Source organism: Pseudomonas sp. IT-P395 (assembly GCF_949767675.1).
Classification (GTDB): domain Bacteria; phylum Pseudomonadota; class Gammaproteobacteria; order Pseudomonadales; family Pseudomonadaceae; genus Aquipseudomonas.
In genome coordinates this window covers 423,501-439,549 of sequence record NZ_CATKPW010000022.1, presented here as the reverse complement: position 1 = coordinate 439,549, position 16,049 = coordinate 423,501, and the positions used below count along the sequence as shown (strand labels likewise).

General features: G+C 60.2%; 19 protein-coding genes. 11 read left to right on the top strand and 8 right to left on the bottom strand.

Annotated elements, in window-relative coordinates; all coding sequences use genetic code 11:
* Positions 1-265 precede the first annotated feature (265 nt).
* Positions 266-1,660, top strand: coding sequence for an argininosuccinate lyase (argH, locus tag ACM6IN_RS17260; RefSeq protein ID WP_007911110.1), 1,395 nt, complete (start codon positions 266-268; stop codon positions 1,658-1,660).
* Positions 1,661-1,780: 120 nt separating this feature from the next.
* Here argH and ACM6IN_RS17255 read toward each other — a convergent pair whose 3' ends face one another.
* Positions 1,781-2,440, bottom strand: coding sequence for a glutathione S-transferase family protein (locus ACM6IN_RS17255; protein ID WP_414916425.1), 660 nt, complete (start codon positions 2,438-2,440; stop codon positions 1,781-1,783).
* A 123-nt stretch (positions 2,441-2,563) separates the two neighbouring features.
* Here ACM6IN_RS17255 and ACM6IN_RS17250 point away from each other — a divergent pair, with 123 nt between their 5' ends.
* From ACM6IN_RS17250 to ACM6IN_RS17240, 3 genes are all read left to right on the top strand, one after another.
* The gene (locus ACM6IN_RS17250) at positions 2,564-2,848 is read left to right on the top strand and encodes a hypothetical protein (RefSeq protein WP_007911108.1); all 285 of its coding nucleotides are present in this window, start codon (positions 2,564-2,566) and stop codon (positions 2,846-2,848) included.
* 275 nt (positions 2,849-3,123) lie between these two features.
* On the top strand, positions 3,124-3,369 hold the full coding sequence (locus ACM6IN_RS17245; protein ID WP_003229392.1) for a TIGR02647 family protein: 246 nt from the start codon (positions 3,124-3,126) through the stop codon (positions 3,367-3,369).
* Between the two features lie 183 nt (positions 3,370-3,552).
* The gene (locus ACM6IN_RS17240; RefSeq protein ID WP_007950059.1) at positions 3,553-6,396 is read left to right on the top strand and encodes a class I adenylate cyclase; all 2,844 of its coding nucleotides are present in this window, start codon (positions 3,553-3,555) and stop codon (positions 6,394-6,396) included.
* A gap of 6 nt (positions 6,397-6,402) precedes the next feature.
* On the opposite strand, the gene rnk is transcribed toward ACM6IN_RS17240, so the two are convergent.
* The 3 genes from rnk to cyaY form a co-directional block, all read right to left on the bottom strand.
* The gene (gene rnk / locus ACM6IN_RS17235) at positions 6,403-6,813 is read right to left on the bottom strand and encodes a nucleoside diphosphate kinase regulator (RefSeq protein WP_007911103.1); all 411 of its coding nucleotides are present in this window, start codon (positions 6,811-6,813) and stop codon (positions 6,403-6,405) included.
* Between the two features lie 128 nt (positions 6,814-6,941).
* Complete coding sequence (locus ACM6IN_RS17230; RefSeq protein ID WP_081498736.1) at positions 6,942-7,166, bottom strand: DUF1289 domain-containing protein; 225 nt, start codon at positions 7,164-7,166, stop codon at positions 6,942-6,944.
* A gap of 4 nt (positions 7,167-7,170) precedes the next feature.
* A complete protein-coding gene (cyaY, locus tag ACM6IN_RS17225) occupies positions 7,171-7,503 on the bottom strand; it encodes an iron donor protein CyaY (protein ID WP_007911100.1) in 333 nt (110 codons plus the stop codon).
* Between the two features lie 326 nt (positions 7,504-7,829).
* Here cyaY and lptM point away from each other — a divergent pair, with 326 nt between their 5' ends.
* Genes lptM through ACM6IN_RS17195 form a run of 6 tightly spaced genes read left to right on the top strand, consistent with a single transcriptional unit; the run spans position 7,830 to position 12,430 of the window.
* Positions 7,830-8,003 (top strand): LPS translocon maturation chaperone LptM, encoded by a 174-nt coding sequence (gene lptM, locus ACM6IN_RS17220; RefSeq protein WP_007911098.1) that lies wholly within the window; start codon positions 7,830-7,832, stop codon positions 8,001-8,003.
* A 9-nt stretch (positions 8,004-8,012) separates the two neighbouring features.
* The gene (gene lysA / locus ACM6IN_RS17215) at positions 8,013-9,260 is read left to right on the top strand and encodes a diaminopimelate decarboxylase (RefSeq protein ID WP_007911096.1); all 1,248 of its coding nucleotides are present in this window, start codon (positions 8,013-8,015) and stop codon (positions 9,258-9,260) included.
* A gap of 3 nt (positions 9,261-9,263) precedes the next feature.
* A complete protein-coding gene (gene dapF / locus ACM6IN_RS17210) occupies positions 9,264-10,094 on the top strand; it encodes a diaminopimelate epimerase (protein ID WP_007911094.1) in 831 nt (276 codons plus the stop codon).
* 13 nt (positions 10,095-10,107) lie between these two features.
* On the top strand, positions 10,108-10,833 hold the full coding sequence (locus ACM6IN_RS17205; RefSeq protein ID WP_007911092.1) for a DUF484 family protein: 726 nt from the start codon (positions 10,108-10,110) through the stop codon (positions 10,831-10,833).
* A 2-nt stretch (positions 10,834-10,835) separates the two neighbouring features.
* Positions 10,836-11,735, top strand: coding sequence for a tyrosine recombinase XerC (gene xerC / locus ACM6IN_RS17200; RefSeq protein WP_007950060.1), 900 nt, complete (start codon positions 10,836-10,838; stop codon positions 11,733-11,735).
* On the top strand, positions 11,732-12,430 hold the full coding sequence (locus ACM6IN_RS17195) for an HAD family hydrolase (protein ID WP_414916424.1): 699 nt from the start codon (positions 11,732-11,734) through the stop codon (positions 12,428-12,430). Before xerC ends, ACM6IN_RS17195 begins: the two co-directional genes overlap by 4 nt.
* A 143-nt stretch (positions 12,431-12,573) precedes the next feature.
* Here ACM6IN_RS17195 and sutA read toward each other — a convergent pair whose 3' ends face one another.
* From sutA to glnK, 4 genes are all read right to left on the bottom strand, one after another.
* The gene (sutA, locus tag ACM6IN_RS17190; RefSeq protein ID WP_007920420.1) at positions 12,574-12,900 is read right to left on the bottom strand and encodes a transcriptional regulator SutA; all 327 of its coding nucleotides are present in this window, start codon (positions 12,898-12,900) and stop codon (positions 12,574-12,576) included.
* A 102-nt stretch (positions 12,901-13,002) separates the two neighbouring features.
* Entirely contained in the window at positions 13,003-13,428 is a 426-nt protein-coding gene (locus ACM6IN_RS17185; protein WP_007920418.1) for a secondary thiamine-phosphate synthase enzyme YjbQ, read from the bottom strand.
* 215 nt (positions 13,429-13,643) lie between these two features.
* Entirely contained in the window at positions 13,644-14,981 is a 1,338-nt protein-coding gene (locus ACM6IN_RS17180) for an ammonium transporter (protein WP_007920417.1), read from the bottom strand.
* Between the two features lie 38 nt (positions 14,982-15,019).
* A complete protein-coding gene (glnK, locus tag ACM6IN_RS17175; protein ID WP_002555808.1) occupies positions 15,020-15,358 on the bottom strand; it encodes a P-II family nitrogen regulator in 339 nt (112 codons plus the stop codon).
* A gap of 413 nt (positions 15,359-15,771) precedes the next feature.
* On the opposite strand from glnK, the gene ACM6IN_RS17170 reads away from it, so the two are divergent.
* A complete protein-coding gene (locus ACM6IN_RS17170; protein ID WP_008086041.1) occupies positions 15,772-16,032 on the top strand; it encodes an accessory factor UbiK family protein in 261 nt (86 codons plus the stop codon).
* Positions 16,033-16,049 lie beyond the last annotated feature (17 nt).

Sequence of the window (16,049 nt, the reverse complement as noted above, 5' to 3'; positions counted from 1 at the left end):
ACCCCCCTCTTCTTATAGTCGGCGACCAGACCTTTGCGCGATCTGCAGTCGCGCCGACCCTTATGTCCTACTGTAGACGCTCGTCGGGCCGATATTGCTCAATCGAAAAATATCCTTGCGCAAATCCCCCGGATGCAGCGCCGACTATGGCGCACACAATGAGAAAAAAACGTATCGACCGGTGTCAGCGACAGTCCGGGCAACCCTGTTATTATCCGCGCCAGCGTTTCACGCCTTTTTTCTTCAAGCCGATACGAGCGAATTCATGAGCACTGACAAGACCAATCAGTCCTGGGGCGGCCGCTTCAGTGAACCCGTCGACGCCTTCGTCGCCCGCTTCACCGCCTCCGTCACTTTCGACCAGCGCCTGTATCGCCACGACATCATGGGCTCGATCGCCCACGCCACCATGCTGGCCAAAGTCGGCGTGCTGACCGATGCCGAGCGCGACAGCATCATCGACGGCCTGAAGACCATTCAGGGCGAAATCGAGGCCGGCCAGTTCGACTGGCGCATCGACCTCGAAGACGTGCACATGAACATCGAAGCACGCCTGACCGACCGCATCGGCGTCACCGGTAAAAAGCTCCATACCGGGCGTAGCCGCAACGACCAGGTCGCCACCGACATCCGCCTGTGGCTGCGTGACGAAATCGACCTGATCCTCGCCGAGATCACCCGTTTGCAAAAAGGCCTGCTGGAGCAAGCCGAGCGTGAAGCGGCGAGCATCATGCCCGGCTTCACCCACCTGCAAACCGCGCAGCCAGTGACGTTCGGGCACCACATGCTGGCCTGGTTCGAGATGCTCAGCCGCGATTACGAGCGTCTGGTCGACTGCCGCAAGCGCACCAACCGCATGCCACTGGGCAGCGCCGCGCTGGCCGGCACCACCTACCCGATCGACCGCGAATACACCGCGCAACTGCTCGGTTTCGACGCCGTGGGCGGCAACTCACTGGACAACGTTTCCGATCGCGACTTCGCCATCGAATTCTGCTCGGCCGCGAGCATCGCGATGATGCACTTGTCGCGCTTCTCCGAAGAGCTGGTGCTGTGGACCAGCGCGCAGTTCCAGTTCATCGATCTGCCGGATCGCTTCTGCACCGGCAGCTCGATCATGCCGCAAAAGAAAAACCCTGACGTGCCAGAGCTGGTGCGTGGCAAGACCGGCCGTGTTTTCGGCGCACTGATGGGCCTGCTGACTTTGATGAAAGGCCAGCCGCTGGCCTACAACAAGGACAATCAGGAAGACAAAGAGCCGCTGTTCGACGCCGCCGATACCCTGCGCGACTCGTTGCGTGCCTTTGCCGACATGATCCCGGCGATCAAACCCAAGCACGCGATCATGCGTGAAGCGGCGCTGCGCGGTTTCTCCACAGCGACCGACCTCGCCGACTACCTGGTACGCCGTGGCCTGCCGTTCCGTGATTGCCACGAAATCGTCGGCCACGCCGTGAAATACGGCGTTGACACTGGCAAGGATCTGGCCGAAATGAGCCTGGAAGAGTTGCGTCAGTTCAGCGACCAGATCGAGCAGGACGTGTTTGCCGTGCTGACCCTGGAAGGCTCAGTGAATGCCCGCGACCATATCGGCGGCACTGCGCCGGCGCAGGTCAAGGCAGCTGTGGTGCGCGGTCAGGCCCTGATCGCCAGTCGCTAAAAGCATCGCTGGCAAGCCAGCTCCCACAGGGTTCTTTGTTGGAACACAATTTTGCGTTCGACCCAAAGACCTGTGGCAGCTGGCTTGCCAGCGATTACCTACTTACAAACGCCACAAAACTCACTTTTTGGCAGCAATCATCGCCAAAAACGCCGGCATCGCCGCCTCTTTATCCGCTGCAATCTTCTGCACATGCGGATTCTGCTCAAGCCGCTCCAGCAGTGCTTTCGCCTTTGGCATCTGCGCCAGAAAATCGATCCCGAACAGTTTCTGCCCGACTGCACAGGCCAGCGGCGCGCTGTAGAGGAAGTACAAGTCGGCAATGCTCAGACTGTCGCCCGCCACATACGGGGCGAACTTGCCGTGCCGATCCAGCGCCGCAAAACCCAGCTGCAATTCAGTCTTGGTCTTTTCCTTGATCGCCTCCGGCAGGGTCATGCCGAAGAACGCCTCGCCGTAACAAGCGCGCCCCGGCAACTCGATGTACAGCTCGATTTCCTTGGCAATCGCCAATACCTGCGCGCGTTCGAACGGATCGCTTGGCAGCAGCGGTGTGCCCTTCTGGGTCTGTTCGAGGTATTCGAGGATGATCGCGGTTTCGTTGATGAAACCGGCGTCCACACCGAGCACCGGGACTTTGCCGCGTGGGCTGATGGCCAGAGATTCCGCGGTTTGCGCCGGGTAGAACGTGACCTCTTCGAACGGCAGGCCTTTTTCCAGCAGCGCCAGTTTGACCATGTTGTAGTAGTTGCTGACTGAGAATCCGTAGAGCTTGAGCATCACATAGCCTCCAGGCCGTGCGGGGTGGGCAGGGCATGTTTATAGATCGTGCAGGCGAATCGCGCCAGCAGCATCACCCCGCTGAATGCGGGTAAACTGGCGCCTTTCCATAAGGAGCCTGCCATGAGCGAGCCGACAGACATCGACAACGACGAAGAAGAGTTCACCGAGGCTACCTTGATCGAAGCCATCGAGAACCAGATCGAAAGCGACAACCCGCCAGCGGCCAAAGCGACCTTCAACAAGCTGACCCTGGTGGGCGTTGAGCGCGAAGAGATCCTCAATCTGATGGCGCATGTGCTGGCCTATGAGATTGACGCGATGCTTGATGAAGACCGCGCGTTCAATACCGAATGGTACGAAGCAGCGCTGCGGGCACTGCCTGAGCTGCCACCCGAAAAGCAGTAAGCCAAGCACATTCCCCTGTGGGAGCGACGGTGCGACGATTCGACTTGCTCGCGAAAGCGGTACATCAGCAAAAACAGCGCTGAATGACACACCGCTTTCGCGAGCAGGCTCGCTCCCACACAATTTGTCACCCATCCATCCAGCCAACTTCCCGGCCCCGACTACACTGGAATCCGCCTCAAGACAAAATCCCTGATCTGAGCACTGGACATGCCGCAAAAGCGGGTTCACCTTAGGGACGCTGTCGTCCAATTCCTAGAAAGTCTGGAGTCCTTATGTCGCTTACCCCTGAGTTGGTTGCCGAACTGGAAGTCCTCGCACTCTTCAACCTGGACAGTTCCCAGGAAGGTCTGAAAATTCATCAGACCGCTGCCCCGAAACACATTGCTGCCGCCAAACGCCTCTTCGAAAAAGAACTCACCGATCAGCCCGATGGCGGGTATCTGACCAGCCTCGGTCGCGACGCCGCACAGAATGTGCAAACCGTGCTGACCATTCTGAGAGAGCAAGAAACCGCCTGATTCCCCCTGACTTTGCCCACGGGAACTCCTGCCACGGGATTTCCGCGGGCCTGCCCGGTCATCCGCGATAGAAATCTGACGTCAAAAAACAAATTCAGCTTAAAAGTCCCGCTGCGCAAAGGCTAAACTGCCTCCCATTCCGAGACCCTCTTCGTCCGAGCTTGCGAGCCGGTTTGAGCTGACATGACGCGCACCCACGAAATCCGCCCCGACCTGGACGAAGGCATCGACCGCAAGGTCCTCAGCCAGCTACGCGCGCGCTTTCTCAAACTCAATGAAGGCCGCCTCGGCCGCGCCCTCGAAGGCTTGTCGACACGCCAGCAGAGCGTGCTGACGCTGTTGCCGCTGTTCTTCCATGTCAATCATCCGCTGTTGCCGGGTTATGTCTCGGGCAGTACGCCAGCCGGCCTGTCGAACTACGAGCCGGACGCCAACGTGCTGACCGAGGCACAGCGTCTGACGCGTTCGTTCTCCTACAAGCCGCGCCACGGCAGCAATCCGCCGCGACCGATTCATGGCCTGTTCTTGATGGGCAGCCTCGGCACGCTGGCGCAGGCCGATCAGAGTGACATGGACGTATGGGTCTGCCACGCGCCTGACTTGAGCGAAGGTGAACTCGCCGAACTGAGCAAGAAATGTCAGTTACTGGAAGCCTGGGCCGCGAGCCAGGGTGCTGAGGCGCATTTCTTTCTGATCGACCCGGTGCGCTTCGTCAAAGGCGAACGCGACACCCAGCTCAGTTCGGAAAACTGCGGCACCACCCAGCACTATCTGCTGCTTGACGAGTTTTATCGCACTGCAATCTGGCTGGCCGGGCGCACGCCGATCTGGTGGCTGGTGCCGGTTTACGAAGAAACCGCCTACGACCTTTATACCCACACCCTGCTGTCGAAGCGCTTCATCCGTGCCGACGAAACCGTGGACCTCGGCCATCTGGCGACCATTCCACCGGGCGAGTTCATCGGCGCCGGATTGTGGCAGCTGTTCAAAGGCATCGAATCACCCTACAAATCGGTGCTCAAACTGCTGCTGACCGAGGTTTACGCCAGCGAACACCCGCAGGTGCAGTGTCTGAGCCTGCGCTTTAAAAAAGCCGTGTTCGCCAACCAACTGGATCTGGATGAGCTGGACCCGTACATGGTCGTGTACCGGCGCATCGAGGAATACCTCACCGCGCGCAACGAACCGGAACGCCTGGAACTGGTGCGCCGCGCGCTGTACCTGAAGGTCAACCGCAAGCTCACCGGCAACAGCCGCACCCAGAGCTGGCAGCGTTCATTGCTGGAAAGACTGGCCAGTGAATGGCATTGGGATCAGCGGCAATTGACCCTGCTCGACAGCCGCAGCCAATGGAAAGTCCGCCAGGTCAGCGCCGAACGCCGCGCGCTGGTCAACGAGCTGAACTACAGCTATCGCTTCCTGACCCAATTCGCCCGCACCGAGCAGACCGTCAGCCTGATCAACAAGCGTGACCTCAACGTACTCGGGCGCCGGCTCTATGCTGCCTTCGAACGCAAGGCTGACAAGGTCGAATTCATCAATCCCGGCATCGCCCCGGATCTGGCCGAAGACACCCTGACCCTGGTGCAGTCGCGCAACAAAAAGGAACCGGGGCAAACCCAGTGGGGCCTGTATAACGGCAGCCTTACGGCACTGGAGTGGGAACACTTCGCGCCGATCAAGCGCAGCCGCGAGTTACTCGAGCTGTTGACCTGGTGCCACCGCAACGGTGTGATCGACAGCAGCACCCGCCTGGCCCTGCATCCCGGCACCAGCGACCTGAGCGAGTTCGAACTGTTCAACCTGCTCGGCAGCCTGCAACAGTGCATTGCCCTGCCCTTGCCCACCGTCGCAGAAGAGCCGTTGCTGCGTGCAGCGGTGCCGAGCGAAGTGCTTATGCTGGTCAACGTCGGGATTGATCCACTCAAGCATCACCGCGACCTCAACATCCTGATGACCACCGAGCGCACCGACTCGCTGAGTTACGCCGGCGTGCGCGAAAACCTCGTGCTGACGCTGGATCAGGTCACGCTCAACAGCTGGAACGAAGTGCTGGTCAATCGCTTCGACGGCCCGCACGCCCTGCTCGATTGCCTGCGCGATTACCTCAACAATCTGCCGCGTGGGCCGCTACAGCCGTCGCTGAAGGTGCGTTGTTTCTGCCACAACCGCGCGCAATTCATTGCCCGTCGCGTCGAAGAAATCGTCGACACCGCGCAGAACCTGCTGCTCAGCGAGTTGAACCACCGCTACCTGATTCAGGTGCAGCAGCACTATCACGTGCTGGAGTTGGTGCCGGGCCAGGTCAACCATGTCGCCCTCGCCACGTTGCCCGCCCTGCTCGATTACCTCGGTGAAGAACAGCCGCGCTACAGTCCGCTGCATCTGGATCCGATGGCACTGGAAGATCACGACCTCGCATTGATCCTGCCGATGGGTCAGCCGGAATGCATTCAAGTGTTCTACCGGATCACCGAGCAGCAGGCCGAGTTGTACGTGCTGGATGAGTTCAACGCGCTGTGGCAGCAACATTTGCCCTATCACGATGAGCAAAGTCTGTTGGTGCCATTGCAGCGCTTTCTGCAATCGATCCTGTTCCGCCGCGAAGCCGTGCTACCGATGGACGCCGGTCCCGACGGCCGCCTCGAAACTTTGTATTACCAGTTATTGCCTTCGGGTCCGGGGCGCGCACGACGGGTCGAATCGCGACCGGCACCGCAGACGCCGGTGAACAAGCCGTTTTACGACGTGCAGGCGATCGTCGGCAAAGCCGCACCGGGCGAGGTGCAGGTCACCCTGTATTGCAATCAACGGGAGTTCAGTGAGCTGGAACATGGCGACCAGCTGTTCAGCGTGGTCGCCCGGGAGATCGTCGAGCAGCGCCGCGAAAGCGAACGCTATCGCTGCTACATCACCGACCTCGACCTTTCAGGCCTGCTCGGTGACGGGCAGAGTTCAAGCAATCTGTATTTGCGCTACAAGGCTGACCTGGAGCGCGCCCTGAACGAGGCACTCGAACAGGTCTGAGGCGGATTACTCGGGGAACGCGCCACCGTTGGCCGGTTGCGATTCAACTTCCAGCAAGGTCAGTTTGAGGGTCTTGCCACCCGGGGCCGGCCAGTCGATGTGTTGACCGACTTTCAGGCCCAGCAGTGCGCTGCCGACGGGTGCCAGAATGGAAATCTTGCCTTCATCGGCGTTGGCATCCTTGGGATAGACCAGCGTCAGGTGGTAGTCCTTGCCACTGCCTTCTTCACGGCAATGCACGCGGGAATTCATCGTCACGACATCGGCGGGCACTTCATCGTGGCCAACCACGGTGTCGGCGCGATCCAGCTCGGTTTGCAGCGCAATCACGCCCGGCAGCGTGTCATCCAGGCTGTCGATCAGGCGCTCCAGACGTTGCACGTCCAGACGGGTAAGGGTGATGGAAGGTGCGGTCATGATCCGGGCAGACTCCTTTCTTCTGCACACAAAAAAAGCAAAACCCCGCCAAAAAAGACGGGGTTTTCACCAGGCCTCGATGGGTTGAGGCGTGTTCGGACACTATCACAGCTCAAAAAATATACAAGTCACGCCCCGCCGCACTGTTTGCGCTGCGACGCCTGCGCGCAAATTACCCGTCGCCGCTGGTCGTCCGCCGAGCGCCATTCGCGAATGTCTTCGACATGGCGGAAGCAGCCGAGGCAGACCTTGTGCTCATCCAGCCGGCACACACCGCTGCACGGCGAGGGCACGGCCGGGCTGATGTTGCTGTAAAGCGGCTTCGGTGGACGAACGGGAGCGGTGTCAGTCACGGAATCACAGACCTTCGAAGTCGAATTCGGCGCCAGCCTGCTGCTTGACGATGCGCTCGAGCATTTCGCCCAATTGCTCTTCGCTCTTGTCGCACATCCAGCGCTCGCTTTCTTCGTCGTAGTCGAAGTGGAAACCACCGGACACCGCCGCCAGCCACAGCTGACGCAGCGGCTCCTGGCGGCTGAAGATCAGCTGCGAGCCGTTTTCGAACTTGACGGTGAGCACACCGGCCGAGTTCTCCATGTCGATATCCAGATCGCTTTCGTCAAAGATGTCTTCCAGTTTTTCCTGGGTTTCATCGACCAGATCGTGAAAACGGGCTTCGGACAAACTCATTGCGGCAACCTCAAAAAATGTCTGATCAGGCTCAAGCGCCGAAAGATACGGACGCTTCCGGCCGATTGCAAAGATTAACGACCAAGCACCTGCCGGCCCATCAACACCGAACCCTGTGGGTGCGAGCCTGCTCGCGAATGGCCGGCACATCCAACATTATCGCTGGCTGACACACCGCGATCGCGAGCAGGCTCACTCCTACAAGGTATTGCGGCGGTTCGGGCAGCTTTGGGCAAGCCCCGCCGGACGGGAACCCCCTCGCATAGGCAAGCTGCCGGGTGGCCGGTATACTCCGGCGCAATTAACGCATTTTCAAGGATTTCGCCATGAAGCGCCTGATCTCTTCCCTTGCTGCGCTCGTCGCGGTTGCCTGCCTCGTTTCGGCCTGTGGTCAAAAAGGCCCGCTGTACCTGCCGGATGACGATCAGGACCCGGCCGAGCAAGCCCAGTCTTCGCAGAAGCAGCCGTCCAAAGCACACAAGCACGACGTTTACCAATAAGGGATCGCCATGGACGCTTTTAACTACCGTGGCGGGGAGCTGTTCGCGGAAGGTGTGGCGCTGTCCGCCATCGCCGACCGCTTCGGCACGCCCACTTACGTCTACTCGCGCGCGCACATCGAGGCTCAGTATCTGGCTTATGCCGATGCGTTGGCCGGCATGCCGCATCTGGTCTGCTTTGCGGTCAAAGCCAACTCCAACCTCGGCGTACTGAATGTCCTGGCCCGTCTCGGCGCCGGTTTCGACATCGTTTCCCGTGGCGAGCTGGAACGCGTACTCGCCGCTGGCGGCAGCGCTGACAAGATCGTCTTCTCCGGTGTCGGCAAGACCCGTGACGACATGCGTCGCGCACTGGAAGTCGGCGTGCACTGCTTCAACGTCGAATCCACCGATGAGCTCGAGCGCCTGCAAGTGGTTGCAGCCGAACTGGGCGTTCGCGCACCGGTGTCGCTGCGGGTGAACCCGGACGTCGATGCCGGCACCCACCCGTACATTTCCACCGGTCTCAAAGAGAACAAGTTCGGCATCGCCATCGCCGACGCCGAAGACGTGTACGTGCGCGCCGCGCATCTGCCGAACCTCGAAGTGGTCGGCGTCGACTGCCACATCGGTTCGCAACTGACCACGCTGCCACCGTTCCTCGATGCCCTCGATCGCCTGCTGGATCTGGTCGACCGCCTTGGCGATTGCGGCATTCACCTGCGCCACATCGATCTCGGCGGCGGTTTGGGCGTGCGTTATCGCGATGAAGAGCCGCCGCTGGCTGCCGACTACATCAAAGCTGTGCGCGAGCGTCTGAACGGTCGTGATCTGGCGCTGGTGTTCGAGCCAGGCCGTTTCATCGTTGCCAATGCTGGCGTGCTGCTGACTCAGGTCGAGTACCTCAAGCACACCGAGCACAAAGATTTTGCCATCGTCGACGCGGCGATGAACGACCTGATCCGCCCGGCGCTGTATCAGGCGTGGATGGACGTTACCGCGGTCAAACCGCGTGACTCCGCTGCGCGCAAATACGACATCGTCGGCCCGATCTGCGAAACCGGCGACTTCCTCGCCAAGGATCGCGAATTGGCCTTGGCCGAAGGCGATCTGCTGGCCGTGCATTCGGCGGGTGCCTACGGTTTCGTGATGAGTTCCAACTACAACACCCGCGGCCGTGCCGCTGAAGTGCTGGTAGACGGTGACCAGGTTTTTGAAGTGCGCCGCCGCGAAACCGTGGCTGAGCTGTTTGCCGGCGAAAGCCTGCTGCCGGAGTAACCCATGCTGCTGCGTTTTACTAAAATGCACGGCTTGGGCAATGACTTCATGGTTCTCGACCTGGTCAGCCAGCACGCGCATATTCAGCCAAAGCACGCCAAGCAATGGGGCGACCGCCACACTGGCATTGGCTTCGACCAATTGCTGATCGTCGAGGCGCCGAGCAACCCGGACGTGGATTTCCGTTATCGGATCTTCAACTCCGACGGATCCGAAGTTGAGCAGTGCGGCAACGGTGCGCGCTGCTTCGCCCGTTTCGTGCTCGACAAGCGTCTGACCGCCAAACGGCAGATCCGCGTCGAGACCAAGGGCGGCATCATCGAACTGGACGTGCGTAACGACGGCCAGATCGGTGTGAACATGGGCGCCCCGCGTCTGGTGCCGGCGGACATTCCGTTCGAAGCACCCGCCCAGGCGACCAGCTATCAGCTGGAAGTCGACGGCACCACGGTCGAGCTGGCCGCCGTGTCGATGGGCAACCCGCACGCCGTATTGCGCGTGCAAGACATCAACAGTGCACCGGTGCATGAACTGGGGCCGAAAATCGAACACCACCCGCGCTTCCCGGCGCGGGTCAATGTCGGTTTTCTCCAGGTCATCGACCGCAACCGCGCGCAACTGCGCGTGTGGGAACGTGGCGCCGGGGAAACCCAGGCCTGCGGTACCGGTGCGTGTGCAGCGGCTGTCGCTGCGATCAGCCAGGGGTGGATGGATTCGCCGCTATTGATCGACCTGCCTGGCGGGCGTCTGTCCATTGAATGGGCTGGCCCTGGTCAACCGGTGCTGATGACCGGTCCGGCAGTGCGTGTATACGAAGGACAAGTACGTCTTTGAGTGAGCAGAAACCATGACCGATAAGCCTCAGGTACCCGCCCGACAGTCCGACGAATCAGCGTCCGAGAGCCTGGAGGCGGCAGCGGTTGCCGCATACCTGGAGGCTCATCCGGACTTCTTCGTCGAGCACCAGGAATTGCTGCCCGCCTTGCGCATTCCTCACCAGCGCGGTGACACCGTGTCCTTGGTCGAGCGGCAGATGACTATCCTGCGCGACCGCAACATCGAGATGCGTCACCGCCTCTCGCATTTGATGGACGTCGCCCGCGACAACGATCGCCTGTTCGACAAGACTCGTCGCTTGATCCTGTCCCTGATGGACGCCAGCAGCCTGGAAGACGTGGTGATCAGCGTCGAAGACAGTCTGCGCCAGGATTTCCAGGTGCCTTTTGTCAGCCTTATTTTGCTTGGCGATAACCCGGCACCGGTTGGCCGCTGGGTCACTCACGCTGACGCGCAAGTCGCCATCGGCGGCCTGCTCACCGAAGGCAAAAGCGTCAGCGGCAGCCTGCGTGAGCATGAACTGGACTTCCTCTTCGGCGAAGAGCAGCGCAAGCAGATCGGTTCCACCGCTGTCGTCGCGGTCAGCCATCAAGGCATTCACGGCATTCTGGCGATCGCCAGCCGTGATCCGCAGCACTACAAGAGTTCGGTGGGCACGCTGTTCCTCAGCTACATCGCCGAAGTCATGGGCCGCGTGCTGCCACGGGTCAACAGCTCCCTGCGCTCGGTACGCTGAACATGGAACGGCAACTGGACGCTTACTGCGAACACCTGCGCAGTGAGCGACAGGTGTCGCCGCACACCCTGTCGGCCTACCGCCGCGACCTCGATAAAGTCCTTGGCTGGTGCGTGAAGCAAAACATCGGCAGTTGGGCGGCGCTGGATATTCAGCGCCTGCGCAGCCTGATCGCTCGTCTGCATGCGCAAGGCCAATCCTCGCGCAGCCTCGCGCGGCTGCTGTCGGCGGTGCGTGGGCTCTATCACTACCTCAACCGCGAAGGCCTTTGCGACCACGATCCGGCGACCGGTCTGGCGCCGCCGAAAGGTGAGCGTCGCCTGCCGAAAACCCTCGACACTGACCGTGCGCTGCAACTGCTTGAAGGTGCGGTCGAGGATGATTTTCTTGCGCGGCGCGATCAGGCGATTCTGGAGTTGTTCTATTCCTCCGGCCTGCGCCTTTCCGAACTGACCGGGCTCAATCTTGATCAGCTGGATCTTGCTGACGGTATGGTTCAAGTGCTCGGCAAGGGCAGCAAGACCCGACTGCTGCCGGTGGGTAAAAAGGCCCGCGAAGCACTGGAACAATGGCTACCGTTACGGGCCATGACCAACCCCGCAGACGACGCCGTATTCGTCAGCCAGCAAGGCCGACGCCTCGGTCCACGAGCGATTCAGGTGCGGGTCAAACTGGCCGGCGAACGAGAACTGGGACAGAACCTGCACCCGCACATGCTGCGCCACTCCTTCGCCAGCCACTTGCTGGAATCCTCGCAGGACCTGCGCGCCGTGCAGGAACTGCTCGGCCACTCAGATATCAAGACCACGCAGATCTACACCCACCTGGACTTCCAGCACCTGGCGGCGGTCTACGACAGCGCCCACCCACGGGCCAAACGCATGAAAGGCGACGATTCATGAGCATCCAGTTGATCACCTTCGACCTCGACGACACCTTGTGGGACACCGCCCCGGTGATCGTCAGTGCCGAAGCGATATTGCGCGAATGGCTGAGCGAACATGCGCCGAATCTGGGCGCGGTGCCGGTGGAGCATTTGTGGGCGATTCGTGAGCGGGTGTTGACCAGTGAGCCGGGGTTGAAACATCGCATCAGTGCGCTTCGGCGGCGGGTGTTGTTTCATGCGATGGAAGACGCCGGGTACGCCCATGGCGAGGCATCCGATCTGGCCGACAAGGGCTTTGAAGTGTTTCTGCATGCGCGGCATCAGATCGAAGTGTTCCCTGAAGTCGAACCCGTGCTGGAGATTCTCGCCAATCACTATGCGCTTGGCGTGGTCACCAATGGCAATGCTGATGTGCGTCGATTGGGTCTGGCGGACTACTTCAAGTTTGCGCTTTGCGCGGAAGATATCGGCATCGCCAAACCGGATGCGCGGCTTTTTCATGAGGCTCTGCAACGCGGTGGCGCCACCGCCGAAACCGCTGTGCACATCGGTGATCATCCGGGCGATGACATTGCCGGGGCACAGCAGGCGGGGTTGCGGGCGATATGGTTCAACCCGGCGGGCAAGGCCTGGGAAGCGGATCGCTTGCCGGATGCCGAGATTCGTAGCCTGAGCGATTTGCCAGCCGTTCTTGCGCGCTGGAACCGCTGAAAAGATCGCAGCCTTCGGCAGCTCCTACAGGGAAACGCATTCCAATGTAGGAGCTGCCGAAGGCTGCGATCTTTTGATCTTTTCATCACCCATGAAAAAGCCCGCAGCGACGGCGGGCCTTTTCAGCAAGCCAGCGGCACGCCTCAGATAGGGCGGCTACCGTACTTGTTGTCTGGCTTCTTCGGCGGATCGGCGACCACATTGGCCTCCACTTCCTGCACTTTTCCGCCGCGCGACAGGAACTCTTCCATGGCCTTGGCCAGGGCGTCGCGCTCCTTGTTCTTGGCTTCAATGCTCGGCAACTCGTCTACCGACACCGCAGCCTTGGCTTTGCCTTTGGCAGCAGGGGCCGGCGTATCGTCGCCACCATCGTCGTCAGCAACGTCTTCCGCTGCTGCTTCCAGACCTTCCTCGGCCTCGTCTTCGTCGCCTACTTCGAGGTCGTCGTTTTCCAGATCATCGTCGCTCATGTTCTACCTCATGACTTGCGAAAAGCAGATTAGTTATAGACCAGCTTTGGCAACTGTCGAAAGTCGCCGTTAAAAAATCAGTAACCATTGGTGACCAACGGTTTATGCCCCTTCACCGTGCAAGGTGGCGAGGACTTTTCGAGCACCGCCATGATCACGGTGCTCGCCCAGATAAACGCCTTGCCAGGTCCCCAGTGCCAGGCGGCCTGCCGAAACCGGCAGACTGATCTGGCAGCCAAGCACGCTGGCCTTGAAGTGCGCCGGGAGGTCGTCCAGGCCTTCGTCGTTATGCTCATAGCCGTCTGTTCCTTGTGGGATCAGACGATTGAAAAATCGTTCGAAGTCGCGACGTACCGCCGGATCGGCGTTCTCGTTGATGGTCAACGACGCCGAGGTATGCTGCAGCCACAAATGCAACAGACCGACCCGACACTCCCTGAGTTCAGGCAGCCCCGCGAGTAACTCGTCCGTTACCAGATGAAAGCCCCGGGGCCGTGCCCGCAGGGTTATCAGAGTCTGTTGCCACATACAGTTCTCCGCACGTTCGGGGCGCATTCTAGCGCGCTCTGGGAAAAAACAAAGGCCCTAATAATCCTGCAATGATGTAAGCCATTGGCCGCAGAAAAACGCTCGTCGTAAACACGACCAAAGCCGTACGAAAAATCCTTTCAGCTGCTCTCTCTGCGACAAATTCCAGACAAAAAAATGCCCGGCGAACCGGGCAAATTTTTTAATGCGCGTACTTACAGGTTGTAGCCGCGTTCGTTGTGTTGTGCCAGATCGAGGCCAACCGACTCTTCTTCCTCGGTCACACGCAGACCCATGACGGCGTCGAGGACCTTGAGGATGATGAAGGTGACGATCGCGGTGTAGATCACCGTGAAGCCCACGCCTTTGACCTGAATCCAGACTTGCGCACCGATATCGGTGACGGTGCCGAAGCCACCCAGAGCCGGAGCTGCGAACACACCGGTGAGGATCGCGCCGAGGATACCGCCGATACCGTGCACGCCGAACGCGTCCAGGGAATCGTCATAACCGAGTTTGCGTTTCAGGGTGGTGGCGCAGAAGAAGCACACCACGCCTGCGGCCAGACCGATCACCAGTGCGCCCATCGGGCCCACGGTGCCGGCAGCCGGAGTAATCGCGACCAGACCGGCAACCACACCCGATGCGATACCCAGTGCGCTTGGCTTGCCGTGGGTGACCCACTCGGCAAACATCCAGCCCAGTGCCGCAGCAGCGGTAGCAATCTGAGTGACCAGCATCGCCATACCGGCGGTGCCGTTGGCCGCCGCAGCGGAGCCGGCGTTGAAGCCGAACCAGCCGACCCACAGCATCGCCGCGCCCATCAGGGTGTAACCCAGATTGTGCGGAGCCATCGGGGTGGTCGGGAAGCCTTTACGCTTGCCCAGCACCAGGCAGGCAATCAGACCGGCGACACCGGCGTTGATGTGCACCACGGTGCCGCCCGCGAAGTCGAGTACGCCCCAGTCCCACATCAGACCGCCGTTGCCGGACCAGACCATGTGCGCGATCGGTGCGTAAACCAGAGTGAACCAGATGCCCATGAAGATCAGCATCGCGGAGAACTTCATCCGCTCGGCGAACGCACCGACGATCAGCGCCGGAGTGATGATCGCGAAGGTCATCTGGAAGGTGATGAACACCGCCTCAGGGAACAAAGCCGCTGGGCCGGTCAGGCTCGAAGGCGTGACACCGGCGAGGAACGCCTTGCCCATGCCGCCGAAGAACGAGTTGAAGTTGACGACGCCCTGCTCCATGCCGGTGGTGTCGAACGCAATGCTGTAGCCATAAATGACCCACAGGATGCTGATCAGACCGGTAATGGCGAAGCACTGCATCATCACGGAAAGAATGTTTTTCGAGCGAACCATGCCGCCGTAGAACAGCGCCAGGCCGGGGATGGTCATGAACAGCACGAGTGCCGTCGAGGTGAGCATCCAGGCAGTGTCGCCGGAATTGAGGACTGGGGCCGCCACTTCGTCTGCCGCCATTGCAAGGCTTGGCATTACGATGGACAACAGGGCTCCTAGCCCTGCGAATTTACGCAGAGTCATATTGTTTTCTCCTGGGGCGTTGGGGTTTGTGGCGGCGTTTAAATCGCGTCGGTATCGGTTTCGCCGGTACGGATGCGAATCGCCTGTTCCAGATTGACCACGAAGATCTTGCCGTCACCGATCTTGCCGGTGTTGGCCGCCTTGGTGATCGCCTCGATCACCCGATCCAGATCCTTGTCGTCGATGGCCACGTCGATTTTCACCTTGGGCAGAAAATCGACCACATATTCCGCGCCGCGATACAGCTCGGTGTGACCCTTCTGCCGGCCGAAGCCTTTGACTTCAGTAACGGTAATGCCCTGCACGCCGATTTCGGACAGCGACTCGCGCACGTCGTCCAACTTGAACGGCTTGATGATGGCAGTGACTAGCTTCATGAAACTCTCTCCCGAATTGGTGGACTTGCCCCAGGAAAACAAACCCGACTCAAGTCTAAGCGCAGTGCCTGGCTTTGTAACGCATCGTCGGCCTTACCTGCCCGACTGACGCCAGCTAACCGCTGCTGACGAAACTCCCCGCTCCGTCTGCCGCACTGCATTCGTCACAGCGACTGCATCAGTGCATGGGTCGAAGGTGACTAAGCAGAAACCTTGCCATCTCGCCAAAATCCCCTGATTTCAATCCCTTGGCCGCTGCCGCAAGGCATCCCGTGCAAAACGCCATCCGGATACGCACAACAACGGTGCGCCGCCATCCGTCCGCCTGCGCGAAAAGCGTGCATCCCTGACCACGAGATTGACTATAGACACTGCGTGATACACTGCCGGCCATTGTTTCCAGGACATCCACCATGCTCGCGCCCAAAGACTTCCTCGATGCCCTGAGCGGCACCGCCTCCCGCCTGTTCAACGGCGACACCCCGCTGCCGAAAGCCGAAATCGAAAGCCAGTTCAAGATGCTGCTGCAGAGTGCCTTCAGCAAACTCGACCTGGTCAGCCGTGAAGAGTTTGATAGTCAGATGGTTGTGTTGGCGCGTACTCGCGCACGCCTTGAGAGCCTTGAAGCCAAGGTTGCCGAGATGGAAGCGAAGCTGACGCCGCCCGCGGAATAATCCGCGCCCCCTGTAGG